This is a genomic window from Chryseobacterium oranimense, assembly GCF_900129755.1.
GTDB lineage: Bacteria > Bacteroidota > Bacteroidia > Flavobacteriales > Weeksellaceae > Chryseobacterium > Chryseobacterium oranimense.
In genome coordinates this window covers 65,864-89,056 of the sequence record NZ_FQWT01000004.1, presented here as the reverse complement: position 1 = coordinate 89,056, position 23,193 = coordinate 65,864, and the positions used below count along the sequence as shown (strand labels likewise).

Here is a 23,193-nt window from a genome sequence, read left to right as displayed (position 1 = left end):
ATCATTATTTATTTTATACTCGTAATGTTTTTCCCAACTGTTTTTGAGCATATGACCACAGGTGATATACAACCGGTACCTGATAAGTGATGAGCGATAAGCAATGAGTAATATAAAAAGACGGCTGGTGCCGTCTTTTTTATTAAATATTATATTATTTATTCTGATTATTTTTTGATTGCTTTGATCATCTGTTTGGATCCGTCTTTCATATTTAAAGTAACAAAATACAATCCTTGCTTCAGATCTCCTAAGTGAAGAGCAGAAGATGGGTTTTCAATGGTTTTCACCAGTCGTCCGGAAACATCGGAAACGGATACTGATTTTACCAGAGCTGCTTTTGAAATATTCAACACATCAGTAAACGGATTCGGATAGGCTTTAATATCTTCTTTGTCTTTGGTAACTTCAGATGTTGCCAGTGTTGCAGATTCTACTTTAAAGTTATCGATAAAGAATTCGTAATCTTCAGTATCATTCACAGTTCCGTCGGAAGCATAAAATGCAAAAACTGTATTGGCTCCCGTGTAAGATGTTAAATTATAAGAATAAGTAGTAGAGGCATTGGATGGTGTATTAGCTGCATCCCATGTCTGCAGAACCGTCCATGTAGTTCCTCCGTCACCGGATACTAAAAACTGAACCACATCATCAGATCCCATGGCAGAAGGTGTAGTCTCGAAAAATTCTGTAACTCCATAATCAAATTTAACTCTATAGCCTCCCGCTGACAAATTGAAAGGTACGGTTTTCAGCCAGGCTGCAGTTCCGGTAAAGTAAAGGTTTATTTTAGCGGAGTTGTTACCGTCTCCGGCATTAAGGAAATCTCCGTCATACCATAATTCTTCCGTATCATTAGGTCCTGTGGTTGCATCTCCGCCCGAAGCCTGTTCCCAGCAACTTCCCGGGAATGTAGAGAAATCATTGGTGTATGCCGTTGTAGGCACTATAACAGCACAATCGGTGGTAAATGTTGTTCCTAAGGACCATCCACTTCTGTCAGCAGCACTGCATACGGATCTTACCCATACATAATAAGTGGTTGCAGGAGTTAACGAATTTAAAGGAGTGGACAAAGTTGAGGCTCCTACACTTCCTGTTGCAGCAGTAGTACTTACCGGAGCGGTGTTGGTGGTAGAATAATAATATTCGTATCCTACTCCGACAGTACTTGTTGGGGCTGTCCAGGAAATAGAAGCTGAATTTGAGGTAACACTGCCGGAAGATAAGTTACTCGGTGACAGGCAGCTTGGAGCAGCTCCTATTATGACCGTATAGTCATGGGCTTCTCCATAACCGGCTGTATTACAAGGCTCAGGCTGGCTTGAGTACCGGTCTCCCACTCTCATTCTGTAAGTTCCGGGTGTAACTGTGGAAGGAATCGCTATAACTCCGTTGGTAAATAGGTCAGTTCCACTGGACGCTTCAGCTACCAGCTCAGGTGCAGCATCATCAAAGGTTCCGTTATTATCAAAATCGATCCAGACCCGCACATTCTGATCCTCATAGTCATGAGTAATGTTGAAGGCATAATTAACGCCAGCATTCAAATTGATGGTCTGCGATGTATAATCTGCATATGCTGCCTGGGAGCATCCTGTATCAAGATGGCTAAACCCTGCTGAAGGAATGGTAAAACTGTCTATCATATCTCCGCCATTGCACCCACTGGAAAATTCCGGCGTGCAATAGGTCTGCGCAAAGGCACACGTGCTGATCGTTATTAAATTCACAAGTAAAATCTTTTTCATATACAATTATTTTATGGTTTAAACAAATTTAATAAAAAAAATACAACAATCCTTTGATTTAGAACAGAAAAAACACAGTTTTTACTGTCTTTTTATTAATATTTTAACTTAAAATTCCATAAATGAAGACTTAAAATATATTTTCAATATTTACAGCCACAACAGGAGATAAAAATCATAAAAAATAGCAGCCATTTTTGGCTGCTATTGAGTTAATTATGATCAATAAAATTATTTCTTAATCGCTTTGATCGTTTGTTTTGATCCGTCTTTCATATTAAGAGTTACAAGATATAATCCTTGTTTTAAATCTCCCAACTGAAGAGCTGAAGAAGGGTTTTCAATAGTTTTTACAACTCTTCCCGCAACATCAACAATTGATACTGATTTCACTTTAGAGATATCTGAAATATTCAGAACATCTGCAAAAGGATTCGGGTATGCTTTAAGATCATTCTTAGCTTGTGAAACTTCAGATGTTGCCAGTAATGATGCATCGTAAGCAGAAACCTGGAATGTACCGTCTGTTCCTCCTCCTGCATTGGAAAATCTCCATACACTTACATATAATGTGGCACCTGGTGTTTGACCTGTTAAAGAAACTTTAGAGAAGTTCGCATTACCACTATCATCATCACATGCAATAGAAGTAGTACTAGTACAATCTGCAAAAACTGAGATTACAGTATCTGTTAATGCTGTACCTGTAGTTGCATCTGTTTCAACAGTAACACTACCTGAAGCAGGTACCACTACTTTATACCAAACATTTCCAGCAACATTTGTTGGTGTTGAAAGACAGCTGGCTGATAAAGCTGTTGTATTTGTAGATCCAACAGTCGTTCCTGTTACTACATGCTGAGCGAACGCTCCTCCAACTGTTAAACTTACTGCAGAAGAACAATTATCATTTGCAGGTGGAGTAGCCAACGTTGTGAAAGTTCCAGATACCCAAGCACTTTGTGTTCCTGCACACATAGATCTTACCCAATAATAGTAAGTAGTTTGTGGCAATAGGGAAGTAAGGTTCTGAGAAACAGCTGTAGTAGCAGTTCCGGATGTAGGAGCCGTATTAGTTGTTGAGTAATAATACTGGTATCCATTTGCCGGAGCAGTACCTGGAGCCGTCCAGGAAATGGTGGCAGAAGTGTCAGTAATTAATGAACTGGTTAAAGCTGTAGGAATATCACAAGCAGGAATAGATTCTACTACAAAATTATCTACAAAGAAGTCATAATCTTGAGTATCATCAACTGTCCCATCATTTCCATACACAGCAAATACAGTATTAGTTCCTATATAATTAGCTAAATCAAAAATGTATGTATTAGAAGTATTAGTCGGTGTATTGGATGTATCCCAAGTTTTCAGTATTGTCCATGTAGTTCCACCATCAGTAGAAACAAGGAACTGTACTACATCATCAGAACCCATAGCACTGGCTGTTGTAACATTATAACCAGTAACACCATAATCAAACTTAACTCTATATCCACCTGCAGATAGATTAAATGCAGGAGATTTTAACCATCCTTGTCTTCCGGTTGAATAAAGATTCATTCTGGCAGCACCTGTAGATCCTGCGTTTAAGAAACCATCAGCAACCCAATAGTTTGTAGTACCTGTACCAGGCCCTGTAGCTGGTGTTCCTCCGTTGGCCAGTGACCAACATGTTCCAGGAAATGTTGCAAAATCATTAGTATAATTAGGTGTGATAACAGAACAAGCTGTTGTAAAACTTGTTGGTCCTGACCAAGAGCTTGTAGATCCTGCACCACAGTTAGAACGCACCCAAACGTAGTAGGTTGTTGTGGCTGTCAAATTAGTTAGTGGTGCTGAAGTCGTAGTACTTGTTGCATTTGGTATTGTACCGGCAGTAGGAGCAGTATTACTTGTGCTGTAATAGATATCATATCCATTAGCAGGTGCAGTAGCAGGTGCAGTCCATGAAACTGTTGCTCCAGAAGCAGTAACAGAAGCTGAAGTTAAAGCAGTAGGTGCTACACAAGACGGTGTAGTTTCTAATGTAAAGTCATCAACCCCCAAATACCAAGGAGCACCTGTAGAAGATACATTTAAAGCAAACATATATACGCCTGAAGTAGCAGGCACAAATGTTTTAGTAACCTTTACATATCCTGCCGCTCCGGCTGTTGTACCCTGAGTTGCTGTTATGAAAGTTCCTAAATCGGTTGCACCAGTAGTAGAAATAGAATTATTTACTAAAACATTTCCTGTATACCCTACATAAGAGGAGCTCGTTCCTCCTGTATTATAATAGAAAGAAAGGTCATATGAAGTTCCTGCAGTTAACTGGAAAGCAGGTGTCCAAAGCTGGCTTGCAGTAGTATTGCTATATGCTATTGTCATATAGTTCGGCGTTGATTTCGGCACATTATAGGAAACCGAAGCCGCATTCATAGAAGCCCACGCTTTTGTACCTGTAACATTGGTCCAGCAAGAAGGCACAATTCCTGAACCGATATTAGACATACTGTCAAAGTTTTCAGTCCAAGGAAGCGTTGATATTGCAGCAGCAGGACCTGATACTGAAACAGGAGCTGAATTGGTTGTTATACCTGAACCTGAACATGTAACAGCACAATAGAAAGAATCAGCAGCGCTTACTGTTGCAGTATATGTTGAGCTTGTTGCTCCAGCAATTGCCCCTGCATTATTATACCATTGATAAGAAACCCCTGTTCCTACCGTAAAGTTTTGTAAGCTTAATGTAGTTGAGTAAGGAGCAGCACAAGTTGTACTTGTGGCTGTTGCAAGAGTATTTCCAGGATTAGGAGCACCGGAACATGCTGTTGCAGTATAAGTCAGTTGAGTTTGATATCTTCTGGTCTGAGTAGTATAAGAAGTATTTGTTCCAGCAATAGCTGACGAATTACTTGTACCTATAGCCTGAACAGATGTAGTAGTATCATATTTCCATTGGAAAGCTCCTCCGGTATAAGGGCTTGCAAGAGTTCCTGAAGGAACCCAGTCAATGTATACTTCAATAGCACCTCCTGTATAACTGAAAGTGTTTGCCGTATTATTTGTAAAGGTTACCCAACCTGCAGCTGCAGGGAAGTTGTTAGTACTATTAATCGTAGCACTGTAAAACAAGGTAGCCCCACCAGTCATTGTATCCCAAGCCGTACCACTGGCTAAGGCAGTGGCAGAACTATTTTTAAGATAAACATTTAAAGTCCATGCATTAGAACCAGATACATTAAAGGCTGTTGTCTTATAGTATCCAATGCTATTGATTGATGATCCTGAAATAACAGATGCACCTGCTAAATCAGCAGCAGTAAGCAGTTGTACAGATTTCGAATAATGATACGTGCTGGTACCACTCGAACGGTAAATAGGATCACCATTAGTACCAGCAGTAGCTGTACTAGCTCCCGCGCCTATGGTGACAGTAGTTTGCGCTGCTATTCCCATGGTGAGGAAGAGCAAGCACATTAGTAAAAGTTTTTTCATATGTAGTAAAATAAAAATTAGAGGGTAAAAGTAAACAAATATTTCATAAAAAATCAAAAATTATCTTAAAACATTAAACACAATATCACGAAATATAGAAAATAATACCACAAATCAAATAAACGTTTAATTTTACTGTTAAATCACTAATACTAGACATTGGATTAACTTACTGATATACAATAAATTATATCAAAATAAAAAGTCACAAATATTAGACAAATTCCAATTTAACATAAAATATTTTTTGGTAAATTTTTATCAACAATTACACTTTATTTTTATCATTAAACTAAAAAAGCGGCAAAATGCCGCTTAATAACTCTAATTTTTACCAATTATTAATTCAGATAAAATTCATACTTATTGAGAAGCTGAATTTCCTTAATTAAATCTCCGTTCAGATCTACGGAATGTTTCATGGACTGAACTTCAATCTGTGAATCATCCTCAATATTTTTAATAAAGAACTTAAGCTTCTGATTCCCTTTATTTCTTTCAAGAACCGTCCTGAAAAAATCAAGGTCTTCCGGACGGACATCCATCACGTCCATTACCAGGGAAATACTTTTTGCAAACCGTTCAAATGCTTCCTGAAGCTCTATAACATCAACTACATTCACAAAAACCCTTCCGTCCTTCACCTGAGCAAATTTTATTTTAAAAATGACAAATCTCTGGACTTCCAGCTTCTCTTTCAGGCGCATATAATCCCTGTCACCCAATCTGAAGGAATAAGACCCGGAATAATCTTCCAAGGTTACAAAAGCTACTTTTTCACCACTTCTGAAACCGTCCTGCACGCGATACTCTGTAATTAATCCGGCTACCGTATACTCTTTTCCACTACCTCCATTCTCTCTCTCTTTCTGGACAGTTTTCCAGTCTTTCTTCTTTTCTTCAAAAAGCTCCTCCTGTTTATTGGAAAAAGCCTGCTCTTTATAAGCATCCACCTCATCCAGGTTCAAAAACAGAAAATTCCCTTTAGGCTCGGCCTTTTTAATGACCTCTTCTATGATTTCCTCATCCCCTTCCCCTACTGACATATCGTCAGAAACAATCTCAATAAGATCTACTGTTTCATCCTGAGAATCTTTTTCTAGAATTGGGACTTCATCCGTTACTGGTTTTTCTTCATCTTTTTCCAGCACACTTTTTTTAGAAAGCCTGCCCTGCATAAACTGGAACTGGTATTTGAATTCATCCAACGGGTGTGCAGACAGATAGAATCCGATAATTTCTTTCTCTTTATTAAGCTTGTGCATATTAGGCCATTCCGGGCACGGAAGCAGTTTAGGCTGCTCAATCTGTACCTCATCGGCAAAATCTGCAAAAAGAGAGTGTTCCATTTCGTTTTTACTTTCCTGGAAACTCTGCCCGTATCTGATGAGTCTCTCCAGGTTTGTTTTCCCTGACATATCAACGTCAAAATACTGACCCCGGTGATAAGAGCCCAATTCGTCGAAAGCTCCGGCCAGCACTAAGCTTTCCGCCACTCTTTTATTCATCTGGGAAGGCAGGATTCTCTCAAAGAAGTCATAGATATTTTTAAATCTGCCGTTGGCTCTTTCCCTCGTTATAGCTTCACTTGGCCCTTCTCCGATTCCTTTAATCGCTCCAAGACCAAAACGAATCTGCCCTTTTTCGTTTACTGAGAATTTGTACTGGGATTCATTGACATCCGGTCCTAAAACATCCACTCCAATACTCTTACAGTCTTCCATGAACATGGTAATAGAATCTGTATTGTTGATGTTATTACTCATTACACTTGCCATATATTCAGCCGGATAATTGGCTTTCAGGTAAGCGGTATGATAAGCAATTAATGCGTAGCAGGTCGAGTGGGATTTGTTGAAGGCATATTCCGCGAAAGCCTTCCAGTCGTTCCAGATTTTATTTAAGCGGTCTTCATCAAGGTTGTTTTTCTTGCCACCTTCAATGAATTTCGGGTACATTTTATTCAGGACATCAATCTGTTTTTTACCCATAGCTTTTCTCAGCGTATCAGCTTCACCTTTGGTAAAATTGGCCAGCTTCTGGGATAAAAGCATTACCTGCTCCTGATAAACGGTAATTCCGTAAGTTTCTTTTAAATATTCTTCAGTTTCCGGTAGGTCATAAACAATCTCCTCGATTCCATGCTTTCTGTTGATAAAGTTCGGGATATATTTGATAGGACCCGGACGGTAAAGCGCATTCATGGCAATAAGATCGGCAAAAACAGTAGGTTTAAGCTCTCTCATATACTTCTGCATCCCCGGACTTTCGTACTGGAAAATCCCAACGGTTCTTCCTTCTTTAAAAAGCTGATATGTTTTTGCATCATCAAGCGGAATTTGGTCCGGATCAAGATCTATATTATGTCTCTGTTTAACCAGTTTCATGGCATCCTTAATGATCGTCAGGGTACGCAGACCAAGGAAGTCCATTTTCAGGAGTCCGGCACTTTCAGCAACTGAGTTATCAAACTGGGAAACCAGGATATCGGCATCTTTTGCCGCAATGGTAATCGGAACAAGGTTGCTTACATCTTCCGGGGTGATAATTACCCCGCAGGCATGGATTCCTGTATTCCTGATGCACCCTTCCATTTTTTTAGCACTGGCAAGGACATCGAAACGGGGATCCTCGGGATTATCCAGGACCATTCTCATTTCATCCACCAGCATCTGTTCCTCAGGTTTCAGCTTATCATATTTAGCCAAAGCTTTGGCAATATTCATTCCCGGGCTTGGAGGGATGAGCTTTGCAATATTATTGGTATCAGGAATAGGAAGATCCAGAACCCTTCCGGCATCTTTAATAGCAGATTTTCCACCCAGAACTGAGTAGGTAATGATCTGCGCCACCTGGCTCTGACCATATTTCTCAATCACCCATTTGATGATCCTGTCACGCCCTTCATCATCAAAATCGATATCAATATCGGGCATGGAAACCCTTTCCGGATTCAGGAATCTCTCAAAAAGGAGATCGTACTTAATAGGGTCAACATTGGTAATTCCGATACAATAAGCTACTGCAGAACCTGCTGCAGAACCCCTTCCCGGACCTACCCAAACGCCCATATTACGGGCTTCATTACAGAAATCCTGCACAATAAGGAAGTACCCCGGATAACCTGTATTGGCAATTACGTCAAGTTCGAAATCAAGACGTTCCTTGATTTCATCTGTAATACCAGTTTCAGCATACCTTTTTCTTGCTCCTTCATAAGTTAAGTGAGTAAGATAGGCCATCTCTCCTCTTTTTCCTCCATCTACTTCATCTTCAGCATGAATAAATTCCTGCGGAATATCGAATTTGGGAAGAAGTACATCTCTTTTTAAGGTATACGGAGTGAATTTTGCGAGGAATTCATCATATGCTTCAAAAGCGTCCGGATAAGCCAGAAACGCTTCTTTGATCTCGTCACTGTTTTTAATATAGTACTCTCCTGTAGTTAATCCTCTTCGTTTTCCGAAGCCTTTCCCTACCGGTGTTGTTAGTTTTTCACCATCTTTGATGCAGCTTACGATATCCTGGATGTTTGCATCCTCTTTGTTGGTGTAGAAAGTTTCGTTCTGAGCAAGAATCTTCGTATTATATTTATCTGCCAGATATAGCAAAACTTCATTTAAATGTTCTTCTTCCGGCAGCTGGTGATTCTGAAGCTGTACATAAAAATCATCTCCAAAAGTATCTTTCCACCATTTAAAAAGCTCTTCTCCTTTCTGTTCCCCGGTGTTAAGGATAGCATCCGGGATATCTCCCAAAATTCCGGAGGTTAATGCTATAAGACCCTCCTTATATTCAGCAATCAATTCCCTGCTGATCCTTGGCACCCCAAAATAAAAACCTTTTAAAAATCCTATACTTGAAAGTTTTGCCAGATTTTTGTAGCCATTGAAATCTTTTGCCAAAAGAACAACCTGGGTTCTCCTGTCCGGGTCATCTTTGGTAAACTGCTTTTGCTCATACCTGTCTGAAATATAAAATTCACAGCCCACAACTGGAATAAGCGGTTCTGAAACTGGTTCCTGTTCCGTAAATTCTGTCCCGTTTTCTTCTGCTTCCTGCTTTTTTGCAAGGTATTCTTTATGCTTCTTCGCGCGGTCTCCATTGGCTGCTTCAACGGCTGAAACAAACTTAAAAGCTCCCATCATATTCCCGATGTCAACTATTCCTACTGCCGGGAAGTTGTCATCGGAGGCCTTTTTGATCAGGTCATTAATGCTTGAAGTGGCCATCAGCGTAGAAAAAACACTGTGACTGTTAAAATTGAAATATTTACCGATATCGACCTCATCAATACTTCCAAAATCCTGTTGCTTTTTCTTATTGTTAAAATCAGCAACCTGCCTTCTGATAACAATATTAAACGGTTGTATCGGATCCGGATAAAGCGTTTTAAAGTAGCTCAGCTGGTCTTCTGAAATTTTCAACACTTCAGCAGGAATCACTCCAATCCTCATCATTTCAAAGAATACCCGGGCTGTTGCATTTACGTCGGCAGCCGCATTGTGGGCTTCGTCAAATTTGTGACCGTACAGCTTTTCATACAGCTCTTCCAGTTTAGGAGATTTGTATCTCCCTCCTTTTCCACCGCCAAGCTTACAGTAATCTGTCCCCAAAACCATGGTATCGGCTTTAGGCTTATCCTGAAGGTTGTCTTTTATACTTTTCCTGTAGAATTCAGCTCCTACAATATTGTAATCGAATTCTACATTGTGCCCGGACACTACTCTTACCCTGTCCAGAACCTTAGAAAACTCTTCCAGGACCTCCTGCAGGTCCCTTCCTTCTTCGTTGGCAATTTTGGTGGTAATCCCGTGAATCCTTGCGGCATTGAAGGGAATATCATACCCTTCAGGTTTTATTATATAATCCTGATTTTCAATTAAGTTCCCATTATCATCATGCACCTGCCATGCAATCTGGACCATTCTTGGCCAGTTGTCGGAATCCGAAAGCGGAGCATTGAAATTTTTAGGTAATCCGGTTGTTTCTGTGTCAAAAATTAAATACATATAAGTTTCTAACTTTTTTAAAAAAGAGAATGTAAAGTTACTTCATTTTTTCCAGATTTCTGTCTTATAAAGTTATAAGTCAACATCGTTATTGATCTTCTGCAAGAAAAGGACAGTTTCGATAAAATCGGCAAAGAAATGATCTTGGCAGAAACAAAATTTCCACAAAATACTAACGCTTGTTAGTATTTTATTTTTTTGTGTATATTTGCTTTCTATGGAAAATACACTTCACGAAAAGGTTTCTCAGGATATTTTGCTTAAAGCGTATAATCATATGATGCTGGCTAAGGCAATGGCGGATATCTATGAGGAAAACAGAAATATCTGTAAATATGTTCATAGTACTTCAAGAGGTCATGAAGCCATTCAGCTGGCTACTGCTTATCAGTTAAAAAAAGAAGACTGGGTATCGCCTTATTACCGTGATGAAAGTATTCTTTTAGGAATTGGTTTTGAACCCTATCAGCTCATGCTGCAACTGTTAGCAAAAGCGGAAGATCCGTTTTCAGGGGGAAGATCTTATTATTCCCATCCTTCCAGCAGAGACGAAAACAAACCCAAAATCATTCACCAGAGTTCTGCCACAGGAATGCAGACTATTCCTACAACTGGTGTGGCACAGGGAATAAAATATATCCAGGATTTTAACTTACAGCAATTCGATAATAATCCGGTTGTGGTTTGCAGCCTTGGAGACAATTCCGTAACGGAAGGTGAAGTAAGTGAAGCTTTGCAGTTTGCAGCCCTTCACCAGCTCCCTATTATATTCCTTGTACAGGATAATGAATGGGGAATTTCTGTAACTAAAGAAGAAGCAAGAACCTCTGATGCCTACGATTTTGTAGCCGGTTTTACAGGACTTAGCAGAATGCGTGTGGACGGAACAGATTTCGTGGAAAGTTTTGAAGCGATGAAAAAGGCTGTAGATTTTGTAAGAAATGAAAGAAAGCCTTTAGTTGTCTGTGCCAAAACCGTTCTTATCGGTCACCATACTTCCGGTGTAAGAAGAGAATTTTACAGAGATGAAGAAGATTTAACAAAACATAGAGCTAAAGATCCGGGAGAAATCCTCAGAAAACAGCTTCTTGAATCAGGAGTGGATGAAGATCTTTTAAAGCAGATCACCAAAAAAGCCCGTCTTGAGGCAGAAGAAGCTTTTGAAAGAGCAAAAAATGCAGAAGATCCTAAACCTGAAACTGTGATGCAACACGTTTTTGCCCCTACTCCCATCACGGAAGAAACAGGAACCCGTGAACCTGCAGGCGGTGAAAAAATCGTTATGGTGGATGCCGCTATCCATGCGGTTCAGGAATTAATGTGGAAGCATCCTGAAGCTTTGCTTTACGGACAGGATGTAGGAGAAAGAATCGGAGGGGTTTTCAGAGAGACTGTAACTTTGGGGAAAAAATTCGGAAGCAAAAGAGTCTTCAATACGGCTATCCAGGAAGCATACATCATCGGATCAACGGCTGGAATGAGTGCTGTGGGATTAAAACCTATCGTGGAAGTTCAGTTTGCGGATTATATTTATCCGGGTATCAATCAGCTGATTACCGAAATCTCAAAATCAAGTTATTTAAGCCAGGGGAAATTTCCTGTAAGCAATATTATCCGTGTACCAATTGGTGCATACGGTGGTGGCGGACCTTATCACAGCGGAAGCGTTGAAAGTATTTTAGCCAATATCAAAGGAATTAAAATAGCCTATCCAAGCAATGCAGCCGATTTTAAAGGTTTGTTAAAAGCCGCTTACTACGATCCAAACCCTGTTATTATGCTGGAGCATAAAGGTTTGTACTGGAGCAAGGTTCCGGGAACTGAAGATGCCAAAACCATTGAACCGGCAGAAGATTATATCCTTCCTTTCGGAAAAGGTAAAGTGATCATTGAAGCGGATCAGAATGAAACTGAAAAAGGCAGAACTTTACTGGTTGTAACTTACGGAATGGGGGTTTACTGGGCTAAAGAAGCGGTGAAGAACTTTGGCGGAAGAGTTGAAGTAATTGACCTGAGAACAATCATTCCTCTTGATGAAGAGCTTGTTTTCGAAAGAGTAAAAACCCATGGAAAATGTATTGTACTTACCGAAGAGCAGCTTAACAATTCATTTGCTGAAGCATTTGCACACCGTATTTCGAAAAACTGTTTCAAATATCTTGATGCCCCTGTAGAAACTATGGGATCACTGGATGTTCCGGCAGTTCCGATTAATCTGGTACTGGAAAAAGAAATGCTTCCCAATGCTGAAAAGCTGAGCAAAAAGATTGAAGAAATGCTGCGATATTAGTCAGCTTTATAAATTATACAGAACCTCTAATTTTTTAGAGGTTTTTTTTATTACATTTAATAAGCATTAGAAAACCCTGTTTGGTATTTCTTTTGTTTATATGCACACCAAATTTCGTACAGCATTATGATCACCACAAAATACGTCAATTACAAACAGGTTTTAAACCTTTCCGGCATCCATCTGATCTGGATTTCTGTCTGGTGCACCCTGATTACAGCACTGTTTTATTTTTTCAACTGGCATTGGATGATCATTCCCTGGGTACCGGTGGCATTGATTGGTACGGCAGAAGCTTTCCTGGTAGGTTTTAAAAATAACCAGGCCTATGACAGGTTGTGGGAAGCCCGGAAAATATGGGGAGGAATTGTCAATTCAAGCCGCTCATTTGCTGCTATGGTCTATGCTTTTGATACTGAAAATGAAGAAACCGGCGCTTTTGATCTGGAAGACCGCAGAAAAAGAATTATTTACCGCCATATTGCGTGGCTTTATACGTTCCGGGAGCAACTTTTGGTTCCTGCAGAATGGGAGCACATCAGCAACGAAGAGGATAGTTTTAAAAATATTGACCTCAAGCGTCACAGACTGATCAAAGCCGGGTTCCCTGATTACGGCAGAACTCCTATCTTTTTGCATAAATATCTTTCTGAAGAAGAATTCGAACTGCAGTCCGAGTATAAAAATTTCGCTACGTATCTGATTTCAAAGCAGGCTAAAGAAATCAATGAATTAAAGAACAAAAAAATCATTTCCGAATTCAACCAGATGCAGCTGCAAAGCTCTTTGAATGAGTTTTACAATTATCAGGGACAGGCCGAAAGAATTAAAAAATTCCCTTCACCAAGGCAGTTTGCAAGTACCGCTTTCGTTTTTAATATCCTTTTCATCCTTTTGCTGCCCCTAGGTTTGGTCAATGAATTTGCCAAATTAGGTGATTGGGGGATCTGGACCTCTATTCCATTCTGTATTATCATCGGATGGATCTATATCATCATGGAACTGGTAGGAGACTACTCTGAAAACCCTTTTGGCGGATTAATGTTTGACATCCCGATGCTCTCTATATGCAGGGCAATAGAAATTGATCTTTTACAGATGGGAGGTGAAACTGAGCTCCCGGAAGCCATTTCATCCAAAAACGGAGTTCTGGTATAACTTTAAAGTACAATTGCCGTTGTATTCTTCACTTCAGAGATCATAAAAGAGCTGTGGGTGCTTGCTATATGCTGAAGTGCCGTTAATTTGCTGAGCATAAAATTACGGTAATCTACCATATCCTTGACGCCTATTTTAAGGATATAATCGTAATCTCCACTCACATGAAAGCATTCCGTGACTTCCTGGAGATCCATCACTTCTCTTTCAAACTGCAGGACAAATTCCTTTTTGTGCTGTGTCAATTTGATGTGGCACAATACAATAAAATCCCGGTTTACTTTATGACGGTCCAATAGTGCCACATATTTTGAAATGACGCCAAAGTTTTCAAGCTTTTTTATACGTTCATAAACAGCTGTTACGGATAGATTAAGCTTGTAAGCCAGCTCTTTGGTTGTTTGCTTGCAGTCTTCCTGGAGAAACAGCAGCAGTTTTTTATCAGTCTCGTCAAAATTCATAGATGTTTTTTTGGATAAAGTTTAATAAATTCAAATATAATAAACATTTTTTCTAGATAATTCAAAAAACACAGTTTTATATTCTACAATTATAAATTTATCTTGTAATAATTATTAAAACAGAGCATATTTAAGCCGATAAATAAAACCTAAAGCTTATGGAAAATTTTAATGCGGCTAATGAGATTCAGGATCTGCAGTATTTTGGTGAATTCGGAGGGGTAAATCCGTCAATTTCTGACAGTTCTACCTATACATTCCTTTCTGCCAAAACCATGTTTGATACTTTTGAAGGAAATGCGGAAGGATGTTATTTATATTCAAGACACTCATCCCCGATGAATCTTTATCTTGCGCAGGCACTCGCAAAAATGGAAAATACGGAAGCTGCTAATGTTACGGCATCCGGAATGGGAGCTATTACCTCTGTCCTTATGCAGATATGCAAAAGCGGCGACCATATTATTTCCAGCAGAACGATCTATGGAGGAACCTATGCTTTCCTTAAAAATTTCCTGCCTCCTTTTCATATTGATACCACTTTTGTAGATATCAGCAATTTTGAATCTATAGAAAATGCCATAACTCCCAATACAAAAGTGATTTACTGTGAAAGTGTAAGTAATCCGCTTCTGGAAGTAGCAGATCTCCGAAAGCTTTCTGAAATCTGTAAAAAATATAATTTAAAACTGATCGTAGACAATACTTTCTCCCCTCTTTCAGTTTCACCAACGTTACTGGGAGCAGATATCGTTATTCACAGTTTAACGAAGTTCATCAACGGAAGCAGCGATACGGTAGGCGGTGTTTACTGTGGAAGCCAGGAATTCATTAATGATACCAAAAACGTAAATAACGGAGCATGCATGCTGTTGGGCCCTACCATGGACAGCTTCCGCTCTGCAAGTATCCTTAAAAACCTGCGAACTCTTCACATCAGGATGAAACAGCACAGCCACAATGCCATGTATCTTGCTGAAAGATTTGAAAAGGACGGTCTGAAAGTATCTTATCCCGGTCTGAAGTCCCACAAGGATCACGAATTGATGAAAAGCATGATGCACGGGGAATACGGATTTGGAGGGCTGCTAACTGTAGATGCGGGAACCACTGAAAAAGCAAATGAACTGATGGAAATGATGCAGCAGGAAAATCTGGGATACCTGGCTGTAAGCTTAGGATTCTACAAAACTTTATTTTCATGCTCGGGAAGCTCCACATCATCTGAGATTCCGGAAGAAGAGCGTGAAGCAATGGGCATATCGGACGGATTGATCAGATTCTCGATCGGGCTGGATCACGACATCGCAAGAACTTACGAAAAAATGCGGGAATGCATGCTGAAAACAGGCGTTCTCAACCATGAAACTTTATTCATATCCTAATTTATTGTTATAAAAGCTGTTGGAATTTCCGGCAGCTTTTATTTTTTATTTAAGGTGGAAATGCCTGGGAAAGGCTTCTTCGGGCTTCATTCTGAAAACATTCAGCAATACCCATGATTTCAGAAAACCATAACCATAGGAAAACATCTGGATATAAGTGGAAATCACCGCCATTCCGGCGATGCTAATGTTTTTAGTTACGATCAGGGCATGGAACAGTACCAGGAATGTATACAGTCCATAAAATGCAAGGATAATTCCCCTGCCTAAAATAAAATATTCTATAAAACCCAAAATGTAGCCCAGCATGAAAAGCGTAGGAAATGCAAATGAAATTTTGACATAATTGGGATGTCTCTGGTTAAGAATAGGTCTCGCACATCCAAACTGGTAAACCTGCTTGGAAAATTTGCCTAAATCTACCCTGCGCTTATGATACACGGCAATATCATCAAAAAATGCGGTAGTAAAACCGTTTTCCCAAAGGGTCATCGACAGATCCGGATCTTCCCCGATCCTCATTTCGGAAAAACCGCCTACTTTTTCAAAGACTTCTTTCTTTACCCCCATATTAAAGCTTCTCGGCTGAAATCTGGAAACCGCTTTTTTACTTCCCCTGATTCCTCCTGTCGTAAAAACAGAGGTCATCGAGTATGAAATAGCTTTCTGCATCAGGTTAAATCCTTTATGGGCTTTATCCGCTCCGCCGAAAGCATCACACGGAATAGTTTCAATATCTTTTTTAATATTTTCGATATAGTCTTTTTCTACAATCACGTCGCTGTCGACAAACAGAAGCCAATCATTCTGAGCTCTTTTCGCCCCATAATTCCGGGTAAGACCGGGACCGGAATTATCCTTTCTGAAATATTTGATATCCAGTATTCCTTCGAAGTTGTGAATGGTTGGTTTAAGGTCGATAAAGGATCCGTCATCCACAATAATTACTTCAAACTCTTTATCTGTCTGAAAAGTCAAAGAATTCAGCAGTTCAAAAAGTTCGTCTTTTCGGTTGAAAATAGCAACAACAATGGAAATGGTAGGTCTCAAATTGAAAATTTTTCAAAATTACTTATTCGCCGAGGAACCTACAAACAGTTTAACAGGTTATTGGAAGAAATTTACTTTTATGCCAACTTAGGACATCCATCCCATGAAATTCTTAACACAATTATTTGAGATTTTAAACAAAATCATTAGAATGAAGAGCCTGTAGCTTTGTTAGAAATTTAAAATTAAAAAAATGACATACAACATCAATACACAACAGCATCCTATCCAGTCAGGATTCAACGAAAAGACCACAGCTCAGGAAATCATAAAAGGAACTGACCTTACCGGTAAACAGCCTTTTCAGCAAAATATTACCTCTTTAAAGGTCACTGAAGCCATCAGTATTTTACGGGAAATTGATCCGGATACAGACGCTGTTTTAACAGATCCTGAAGAACCGGGGAAATTGACCTGGTCGGATTTATGGAAAAAATTATATGTTCAATATGCCTTTGGAGCGGTTTTGATACCTGACGGGCAGAAGTTTATCCACTTTCAACAGAAATTTTAGAAAGATTTTTCAGATTACGCCTCAGCGCCGGCTTACCGAAAACGACTTGAGCTGGCTTATTATCAAGAATAAATGACCTTCGGATGTATTTCTGGAGATTGGTTTTGAGAATTCTCCCTTTCTCGTATGCCTTTAAAAAAAACTTGGGCTGTTGTCTTCTGCATTAAACTGATTAAGATTTGCAGTAGATACAATTGTTAACTTTTTATAAAATTAAACCACTCCTGAAGTATATGAACAATCCCAGTGAAATAAAAAACAGAATCACAGAGCCACTAAAAAGCAACAGTTTAAAAAGATTTTTAAAATAATAAAGTTCCATAACATAAAGAATAAAAAACAAAAGTCCTGAAACCGCAGTTCCTAACAATGAAACGACAATTAAAGTCTGGGTATAATTTTTATCTGGCAAAGAATCTTTAAATACAAAGAAAAATAAAACTCCAGCCAATGCTATAAGACATATACTTACTTTCTCAGTGAAATACTTTGATTTTTTCTTTTTTGCGGGCTTTTCATTATAATTCGTATTTAAAGATGATGAACTATTAAGGAGTAAATCCAGCCCGTTTAATATATCTCCCAATCCATCAAAAAAATTCCACATATTAATTTTAGTTTAAGTAAAAATATTTCTTTTTTAAATATAACAGAAAAAACCTTCCGACATGGAAGGTTTGGTTTGTATTTTAAAGTCTATTACTCTTTTTCAAGTTTATGAAGTTTCTTTGTGCCCTCATACATTTCGTACTGAAGGAATCTTGTTTCCAGTTTTCCGTTGAAAAGTTTGATCTTCCTTGAAGGACGGAGCCCTATTTTTTTCACGGCTTCCAGGTCAGAAGAAATCAGCCATGCTAAAGTATTAGGATAGCTTGTTTTGAAGGTATCTCCTATTTTCTTGTAGAAATTATCATCGTTAATAGAAATTCTCTCATCGTAAGGCGGGTTGAAAACCATCAGTAATGGGAAAAGTTCTTTTTTAGAGTCAAAGAAATTCTGTTTTCTTACTTCAATCACATCTTCCATTTCAGCCGCTTCAATATTGATTCTGGCTGCATTCAGCATTCTGGCATCAATATCATAACCTACGATCTTTCCTGTAAACTCTTTTACTCTGTTAACTCTTACTTCTTTAATTTTAGCAAATAGATCCGCATCGTAATTATTCCAGTTCTGGAAGGCAAATCTTCTTCTGAAAATCTGTGCAGGAAGATCCATAGCAATCATGGCAGCTTCAATAAGAAGAGTACCTGAACCACACATCGGGTCTAAAAAGTTCCCTTTTCCGTCCCAGCCTGCCAGCTGCAGCATTCCGCTGGCCAGCACTTCGTTGATAGGAGCTTCTCCCTGTTCTTTTCTATATCCTCTTTTAAACAAAGGATCTCCTGAAGAATCCAAAGAAACCGTTACCAGTTCCCGGTCGATGTGCAGGTGGAATTTGATGTCAGGACTTTTTGTTTCTACATCAGGACGTCTATTGAATTTATCCTGAAAATAATCTACAATAGCATCCTTCATTTTCAGAGTAACAAACTGGGAATGCTTGAATGTTTCGGAGTTTACGGTGGAATCAATGGCGAAAGACTGATTGACATCCATATATTCTTCCCAGGCAATCGCAGAAAGCTTACTGTAAAACTGATGCTGGTTAAATGCCTTAAATTCAAATACAGGAATCAGAATTTTTAATGCAGTTCTTGCAGAATAGTTAATTTTATAAAGGAAACCCAGATCTCCCTCACAGTTAACCGCCCGGTTTTTAATTTCTACATTTTTTCCTCCCAATTTTTTGATTTCTTCAGCAAGAATCTGCTCCAGTCCGAAGAATGTCTTTATCTGAATCTTTAGATTTTCTGTGTCCATAAATATATATTAAAAGATTTAATGATTTAATAATTAAAAGATTACGGGTTCAATTTTACTAGACATTGAATTTTTCGATCTTCCAATATTTAAATACTTTGCTTTTAACCGCACAAATTTAGTTATTTTTGCATTATGGAATGGTTTGAATCTTGGTTTGATACGCCTTATTATCATCTTCTTTATAGCAACAGAGACTATACGGAAGCAGAAAATTTCATTACAAAGCTTACTGAAGACCTTCAGTTACCGCAATCATCCAAGATTATTGATCTGGCATGCGGAAAGGGCAGGCATTCTGTTTTCCTTAACAAATTAGGCTACGATGTTCTCGGGCTGGATCTTTCCAGACAAAGCATTGAATTTGATAAGCAGTTTGAAACACAGACTCTTATTTTCAATGTTCACGATATGCGGAATCCTATTGATGCAGATCCAATGGATGCAGTATTCAACCTGTTTACCAGCTTCGGATATTTCGACAATGAAAACGATGACAAAAAAGTTTTTCAGTCGGTTTATGATGTTTTAAAACCGGGAGGCTATTTTGTTCTTGATTACCTGAATGAAGAATACGTAAGAAGAAATCTAGTTCCTGAAACCACCATAACCCGCGGTAATATTGATTTTAAGATCCTGAAAAAGATCGAAGGAAGACATATCATCAAAGATATCCGTTTTGAAGCGGACGGAAAGCCCTTTCATTTCTTTGAAAAAGTAAAGCTTCATACCCTGGAAGCCATCAATTCTTATGCAGCCGACTGTGGTTTCGAAAGAATTAAAATCTGGGGTGATTACCAGTTGAATGAATTTGACCGTGAAGTTTCACCACGATGCATCAATTTATTTAAGAAAAAGGCATGATAACTGTCGTTTTACTGATATTAAGCGTCATTACAGGCGTTTTTCTAGGCAAGCATTTCGGAAAAAAGGAAAAGCTGGCTAAAAATCTGCTGGTACTGAGCGCCGGCTTCCTGATTACGATCTGCCTGAACGAGGTTTTCCCGCAGGTATATAGTTCTGAAGCGGGAAGCAGTCTGGGAATTTTTGTCATAGCAGGTGTCTTGCTTCAGATGATCCTGGAAGCTCTTACAAAAGGTTTTGAACATGGGCATTTTCACCATCATAACGAGCATAATATTCTTCCTGTAGCCTTGATGGTAGGATTATTTATCCATGCTTTCATAGAGGGAATTCCTTTGGCTAATGAAAAAGAACATTTATCCCCGTATCTGCTGGGAATTGTGTTTCATAATCTTCCGATTTCCTTTATACTCGGAGCTTTTTTGTTCAACCGCAAAAACGAATCTAAAACCTCGCCTTATCCTTCATTGCTGATTGTAGCGTTATTCGCTCTTGCTTCTCCAATGGGGATGCTGCTTGGAAATTATTTCAATCCTGATCTGCAGCCTTATTTCCTGGCTATTGTAGGGGGGATTTTCCTTCACATTTCATCGGTAATTATTTTCGAAAGCAATAAAAATCACAATATCGACTGGGTAAAGATCGGGCTTGTCATTATTGGTGTTTCTTTAGCCCTGATTATGCATTTGTTCCATCATCATCCTGCAGCCGGCCATTCACATTAATCTTTTTTTATCCGATAGCAATAATAAAAAAGCCCCGGATTAAATCCGGAGCCTTTCAATTTAATCACTCATTACACAATCTGGAATTAGAACTTCCAGCCTAATGTAATAAAGAAGTTATTCCTGTTATTTTTAACTTCTGAAACGGCAAAGTAATCTGATGACATAATTCTTGTATCAGAATAATAAGCTGTGTCAGTAGAAGGATTACCTGTTTCAATACCTCTCAAGAAAGGATTGCTGTATGTAGACGTTACATATTGGTATGACGCATCAATATAAAATGATTTGAAATCATATCCCAAACCAACAGAGGCAAGGTTTCTGTTATTCAGCATCATATTGCTATACGACTGGTCAGATGTGGAAGCGTCCGGATTTACCTGGCTCACCGTTAAAGCATCGAAAGGGTTGGATACATAAGAATAACCTCCTCTCAGCCTGAACTGCTTAATTCTGTATTCTGCACCTATTCTTACTTCAGACAGATTCTTATAATTGTCTTTGAAGAAATCATTTATTTCAGTTTCAACCCCTGTAACTACTTTGTATTTAGGTTTTGTAAGTCCAAGTGTATAGTCTACATTCAATGAAAAGTTTTTGCTGGCAACAAAAGCAGCACTTACTGTTGCTTTAAGCGGTGTTGTAAGATCTCTGGATTCACCGCCTGTACCATCTCCATAATCAGGATCATTATAGAAATTATAAGCCCTGTCGATACGCCAGAAAGTCGGAGTTTCTATGGAACCACCAATTCTGAAATTAGGACTAAGCTTTCCTATTACTCCTAAGGAAGCCGAAAAACCTGAAGATCTTTCACTCATAGGCGTATTCTGTCTGTTAAAATACTCTATGGAACCATTATCCAATGACTGGAAAGCTGCCGTATCATACTGGTCTATGGATGCACTTAAAAAATTGAATCCTGCACCGATGTATAAATTATGATTATAATTGGCACCTACCCCAAAACTTGTTCTGGAAAGGTTTCCATATCTGTTATAGGCATGGCCCGCCAATGATGCGCTTTTATCAGTAAAATCTTTGATCACATTACTGCTTCCGGGAGATTCTACATAATTATCCAATGATTGATTGGAAAAATTGATCCCGATATTGATAAACTTCCATCCTGTTTCAGTCATCAGAGGAAAAGCCATTACAGCTCCTGCATTTCCAAGATCCGTATTGGTTTTACTGTAATCAATTGTTGATCCTGCCCAGGTGCTTTTATTTTTATTTCCTGCAATAGACAGCGTTCCCGAAACTTCTCCGGAAATAGCTACCCCTAAACCTGCGGGGTTGGTAAGCAGTGAGTTGGCATCCCCTCCTAATGCTCCGTTAGCTCCTGCCATTGCATTAAACTTTGAAGAACCCACCATAGGAGTACTGGAATAAACATCTACAGTATTTCTCAATATGGAAACATCCTGTGCCTGTGCAAAAAATGCAGCAGAAACACTCATTAATACTAAAGATTTTTTTAACATTATTTTTTTAATAGTTATTAAGTTCAAAATTATCTGCCGCCTCTGAAGCCACCGCCTCCGCCGCCAGATCTCATACCGCCGCCTCCTGAAGAGCCGCCTCTAAAACCACCGCCACTGTTAAAACCTCCACTTGAGCGGAAACCTCCATCATTAGATCTGAAACCTCCATTATTATAGTTTGGCTGTGAGTTGTAATTAGGTCTCGGTTGAGAATTTGAATTACGGAATCCTCCTGACTGTGGCTGTGTTCTGTAACCACCGTTTCCTTGTCTGAATCCTCCGTTATTATAGGAACCGCTATTTCTAAAGCCTCCGTTAGTACTTCCGTTTCTGTACCCGTTACTTGATGTATTTCTGAAACCGTTTCCACTGTTTCTGTAAGTATTGGTTCTGTAAACTGCATTGGTTAAACCCGGATTACTGAATCCTCCGCCACCGCTTCTTCTGTAAACAGGTCTGTACCCGTTACCCCAGTAGCCGCCGCCCCAATATGGGTATCCGTAACCGCCACCCCAGAAAGGGTCATAATATCCACCCCAATAAGGAGAATAACCCCAGTAAGGACTTCCCCAGCCCCAGCCGAATGAGCCACCCCAGCCCCAGCCAAACGATCCGCCCCAGCCCCAGGATAAATTCATACCCCAGCCCCAGCCGCGGTTCATGCCCCAATACGGGCTGTAACCATACCATCCCCAAGGATAATAACCCCAGGAATTGTCATAATAGTTGGTCTGAGATCCGGCAAATGCACCCCAGTCGGAATCCGTAGCATTTGTATTCCAGTTAGCATTAGTCCCGCTCCATTCATTATATCTGTTTTCCTGCTCTCTGGAATTGGCTTCTGCATTCTGGATGACATTGGAATCCTGGTAGTAGTCATAATTTTCGCCTACCCTGTTACCGCCATCATTGATGATCACGCCTTCCGGCAGTGTATCTTTGTTGGGGTCGTAGTATACCCCGTCAGTCTCTGTGTATCCACCCATTTGGGCGCCACAGGAGACAAGCAGTAATCCACCTGCTATTGTTAAGACCCCTTTGGATTTTAACATACCAAGCAAATTTTTATGTATATTTCTTTTCATGATAACGTAAAGATTTTTAATTTAAATTATATTTGCAATCTGTACCAAAAATGTACCAAAACACT

General features: G+C 39.3%; 15 protein-coding genes. 6 read left to right on the top strand and 9 right to left on the bottom strand.

Annotation, left to right across the window (positions count from 1 at the left end; translation table 11 throughout):
* Positions 1-167: 167 nt before the first annotated feature.
* The 3 genes from BUB03_RS13430 to dnaE form a co-directional block, all read right to left on the bottom strand.
* Positions 168-1,751, bottom strand: a complete 1,584-nt coding sequence (locus BUB03_RS13430) for a GEVED domain-containing protein (protein WP_073063959.1) — start codon at positions 1,749-1,751, stop codon at positions 168-170.
* Positions 1,752-1,982: 231 nt separating this feature from the next.
* The gene (locus BUB03_RS13425) at positions 1,983-5,231 is read right to left on the bottom strand and encodes a fibronectin type III domain-containing protein (RefSeq protein WP_083538927.1); all 3,249 of its coding nucleotides are present in this window, start codon (positions 5,229-5,231) and stop codon (positions 1,983-1,985) included.
* Positions 5,232-5,572: 341 nt separating this feature from the next.
* A complete protein-coding gene (gene dnaE / locus BUB03_RS13420) occupies positions 5,573-10,243 on the bottom strand; it encodes a DNA polymerase III subunit alpha (RefSeq protein ID WP_073063954.1) in 4,671 nt (1,556 codons plus the stop codon).
* Between the two features lie 217 nt (positions 10,244-10,460).
* Here dnaE and BUB03_RS13415 point away from each other — a divergent pair, with 217 nt between their 5' ends.
* Both BUB03_RS13415 and BUB03_RS13410 read left to right on the top strand, forming a co-directional pair.
* Positions 10,461-12,533, top strand: a complete 2,073-nt coding sequence (locus tag BUB03_RS13415; RefSeq protein WP_073063952.1) for an alpha-ketoacid dehydrogenase subunit alpha/beta — start codon at positions 10,461-10,463, stop codon at positions 12,531-12,533.
* Between the two features lie 126 nt (positions 12,534-12,659).
* Positions 12,660-13,691: a bestrophin family protein gene (locus BUB03_RS13410; protein ID WP_073063949.1), complete on the top strand. Its 1,032-nt coding sequence runs from the start codon at positions 12,660-12,662 to the stop codon at positions 13,689-13,691.
* 2 nt (positions 13,692-13,693) lie between these two features.
* Here BUB03_RS13410 and BUB03_RS13405 read toward each other — a convergent pair whose 3' ends face one another.
* Positions 13,694-14,152 (bottom strand): Lrp/AsnC family transcriptional regulator, encoded by a 459-nt coding sequence (locus BUB03_RS13405; RefSeq protein WP_073063946.1) that lies wholly within the window; start codon positions 14,150-14,152, stop codon positions 13,694-13,696.
* A 158-nt stretch (positions 14,153-14,310) separates the two neighbouring features.
* On the opposite strand from BUB03_RS13405, the gene BUB03_RS13400 reads away from it, so the two are divergent.
* Positions 14,311-15,537 (top strand): aminotransferase class I/II-fold pyridoxal phosphate-dependent enzyme, encoded by a 1,227-nt coding sequence (locus tag BUB03_RS13400; RefSeq protein WP_040995836.1) that lies wholly within the window; start codon positions 14,311-14,313, stop codon positions 15,535-15,537.
* Positions 15,538-15,582: 45 nt separating this feature from the next.
* On the opposite strand, the gene BUB03_RS13395 is transcribed toward BUB03_RS13400, so the two are convergent.
* Positions 15,583-16,587, bottom strand: a complete 1,005-nt coding sequence (locus tag BUB03_RS13395) for a glycosyltransferase family 2 protein (protein ID WP_073063943.1) — start codon at positions 16,585-16,587, stop codon at positions 15,583-15,585.
* A 193-nt stretch (positions 16,588-16,780) separates the two neighbouring features.
* Between BUB03_RS13395 and BUB03_RS13390 the strand changes: the two genes are divergently transcribed.
* The gene (locus BUB03_RS13390) at positions 16,781-17,101 is read left to right on the top strand and encodes a hypothetical protein (protein ID WP_073063941.1); all 321 of its coding nucleotides are present in this window, start codon (positions 16,781-16,783) and stop codon (positions 17,099-17,101) included.
* A 205-nt stretch (positions 17,102-17,306) separates the two neighbouring features.
* Here the strand turns inward: BUB03_RS13390 and BUB03_RS13385 are convergent, their stop codons facing one another.
* Positions 17,307-17,708, bottom strand: a complete 402-nt coding sequence (locus BUB03_RS13385; RefSeq protein ID WP_073063938.1) for a hypothetical protein — start codon at positions 17,706-17,708, stop codon at positions 17,307-17,309.
* Between the two features lie 92 nt (positions 17,709-17,800).
* Positions 17,801-18,964, bottom strand: a complete 1,164-nt coding sequence (locus BUB03_RS13380) for a THUMP domain-containing class I SAM-dependent RNA methyltransferase (RefSeq protein WP_040995829.1) — start codon at positions 18,962-18,964, stop codon at positions 17,801-17,803.
* Positions 18,965-19,099: 135 nt separating this feature from the next.
* On the opposite strand from BUB03_RS13380, the gene BUB03_RS13375 reads away from it, so the two are divergent.
* Positions 19,100-19,828 (top strand): class I SAM-dependent DNA methyltransferase, encoded by a 729-nt coding sequence (locus BUB03_RS13375; RefSeq protein ID WP_040995827.1) that lies wholly within the window; start codon positions 19,100-19,102, stop codon positions 19,826-19,828.
* A complete protein-coding gene (locus tag BUB03_RS13370; RefSeq protein WP_073064584.1) occupies positions 19,828-20,553 on the top strand; it encodes a ZIP family metal transporter in 726 nt (241 codons plus the stop codon). The genes BUB03_RS13375 and BUB03_RS13370 overlap by 1 nt, the downstream gene beginning before the upstream one ends.
* A gap of 86 nt (positions 20,554-20,639) precedes the next feature.
* Here BUB03_RS13370 and BUB03_RS13365 read toward each other — a convergent pair whose 3' ends face one another.
* Both BUB03_RS13365 and BUB03_RS13360 read right to left on the bottom strand, forming a co-directional pair.
* The gene (locus tag BUB03_RS13365; protein ID WP_040995825.1) at positions 20,640-22,043 is read right to left on the bottom strand and encodes an OmpP1/FadL family transporter; all 1,404 of its coding nucleotides are present in this window, start codon (positions 22,041-22,043) and stop codon (positions 20,640-20,642) included.
* Between the two features lie 29 nt (positions 22,044-22,072).
* Positions 22,073-23,095 (bottom strand): prolyl-tRNA synthetase, encoded by a 1,023-nt coding sequence (locus BUB03_RS13360; protein WP_175547507.1) that lies wholly within the window; start codon positions 23,093-23,095, stop codon positions 22,073-22,075.
* Positions 23,096-23,193 lie beyond the last annotated feature (98 nt).

Bases quoted from the DNA above. Each gene is read 5' to 3' on its own strand.
- BUB03_RS13430 (WP_073063959.1), bottom strand. From the start codon at position 1,751: ATGAAAAAGATTTTACTTGTGAATTTAATAACGATCAGCACGTGTGCC.
- BUB03_RS13425 (WP_083538927.1), bottom strand. From the start codon at position 5,231: ATGAAAAAACTTTTACTAATGTGCTTGCTCTTCCTCACCATGGGAATA.
- dnaE (WP_073063954.1), bottom strand. From the start codon at position 10,243: ATGTATTTAATTTTTGACACAGAAACAACCGGATTACCTAAAAATTTC.
- BUB03_RS13415 (WP_073063952.1), top strand. From the start codon at position 10,461: ATGGAAAATACACTTCACGAAAAGGTTTCTCAGGATATTTTGCTTAAA.
- BUB03_RS13410 (WP_073063949.1), top strand. From the start codon at position 12,660: ATGATCACCACAAAATACGTCAATTACAAACAGGTTTTAAACCTTTCC.
- BUB03_RS13405 (WP_073063946.1), bottom strand. From the start codon at position 14,152: ATGAATTTTGACGAGACTGATAAAAAACTGCTGCTGTTTCTCCAGGAA.
- BUB03_RS13400 (WP_040995836.1), top strand. From the start codon at position 14,311: ATGGAAAATTTTAATGCGGCTAATGAGATTCAGGATCTGCAGTATTTT.
- BUB03_RS13390 (WP_073063941.1), top strand. From the start codon at position 16,781: ATGACATACAACATCAATACACAACAGCATCCTATCCAGTCAGGATTC.
- BUB03_RS13385 (WP_073063938.1), bottom strand. From the start codon at position 17,708: ATGTGGAATTTTTTTGATGGATTGGGAGATATATTAAACGGGCTGGAT.
- BUB03_RS13380 (WP_040995829.1), bottom strand. From the start codon at position 18,964: ATGGACACAGAAAATCTAAAGATTCAGATAAAGACATTCTTCGGACTG.
- BUB03_RS13375 (WP_040995827.1), top strand. From the start codon at position 19,100: ATGGAATGGTTTGAATCTTGGTTTGATACGCCTTATTATCATCTTCTT.
- BUB03_RS13365 (WP_040995825.1), bottom strand. From the start codon at position 22,043: ATGTTAAAAAAATCTTTAGTATTAATGAGTGTTTCTGCTGCATTTTTT.
- BUB03_RS13360 (WP_175547507.1), bottom strand. From the start codon at position 23,095: ATGTTAAAATCCAAAGGGGTCTTAACAATAGCAGGTGGATTACTGCTT.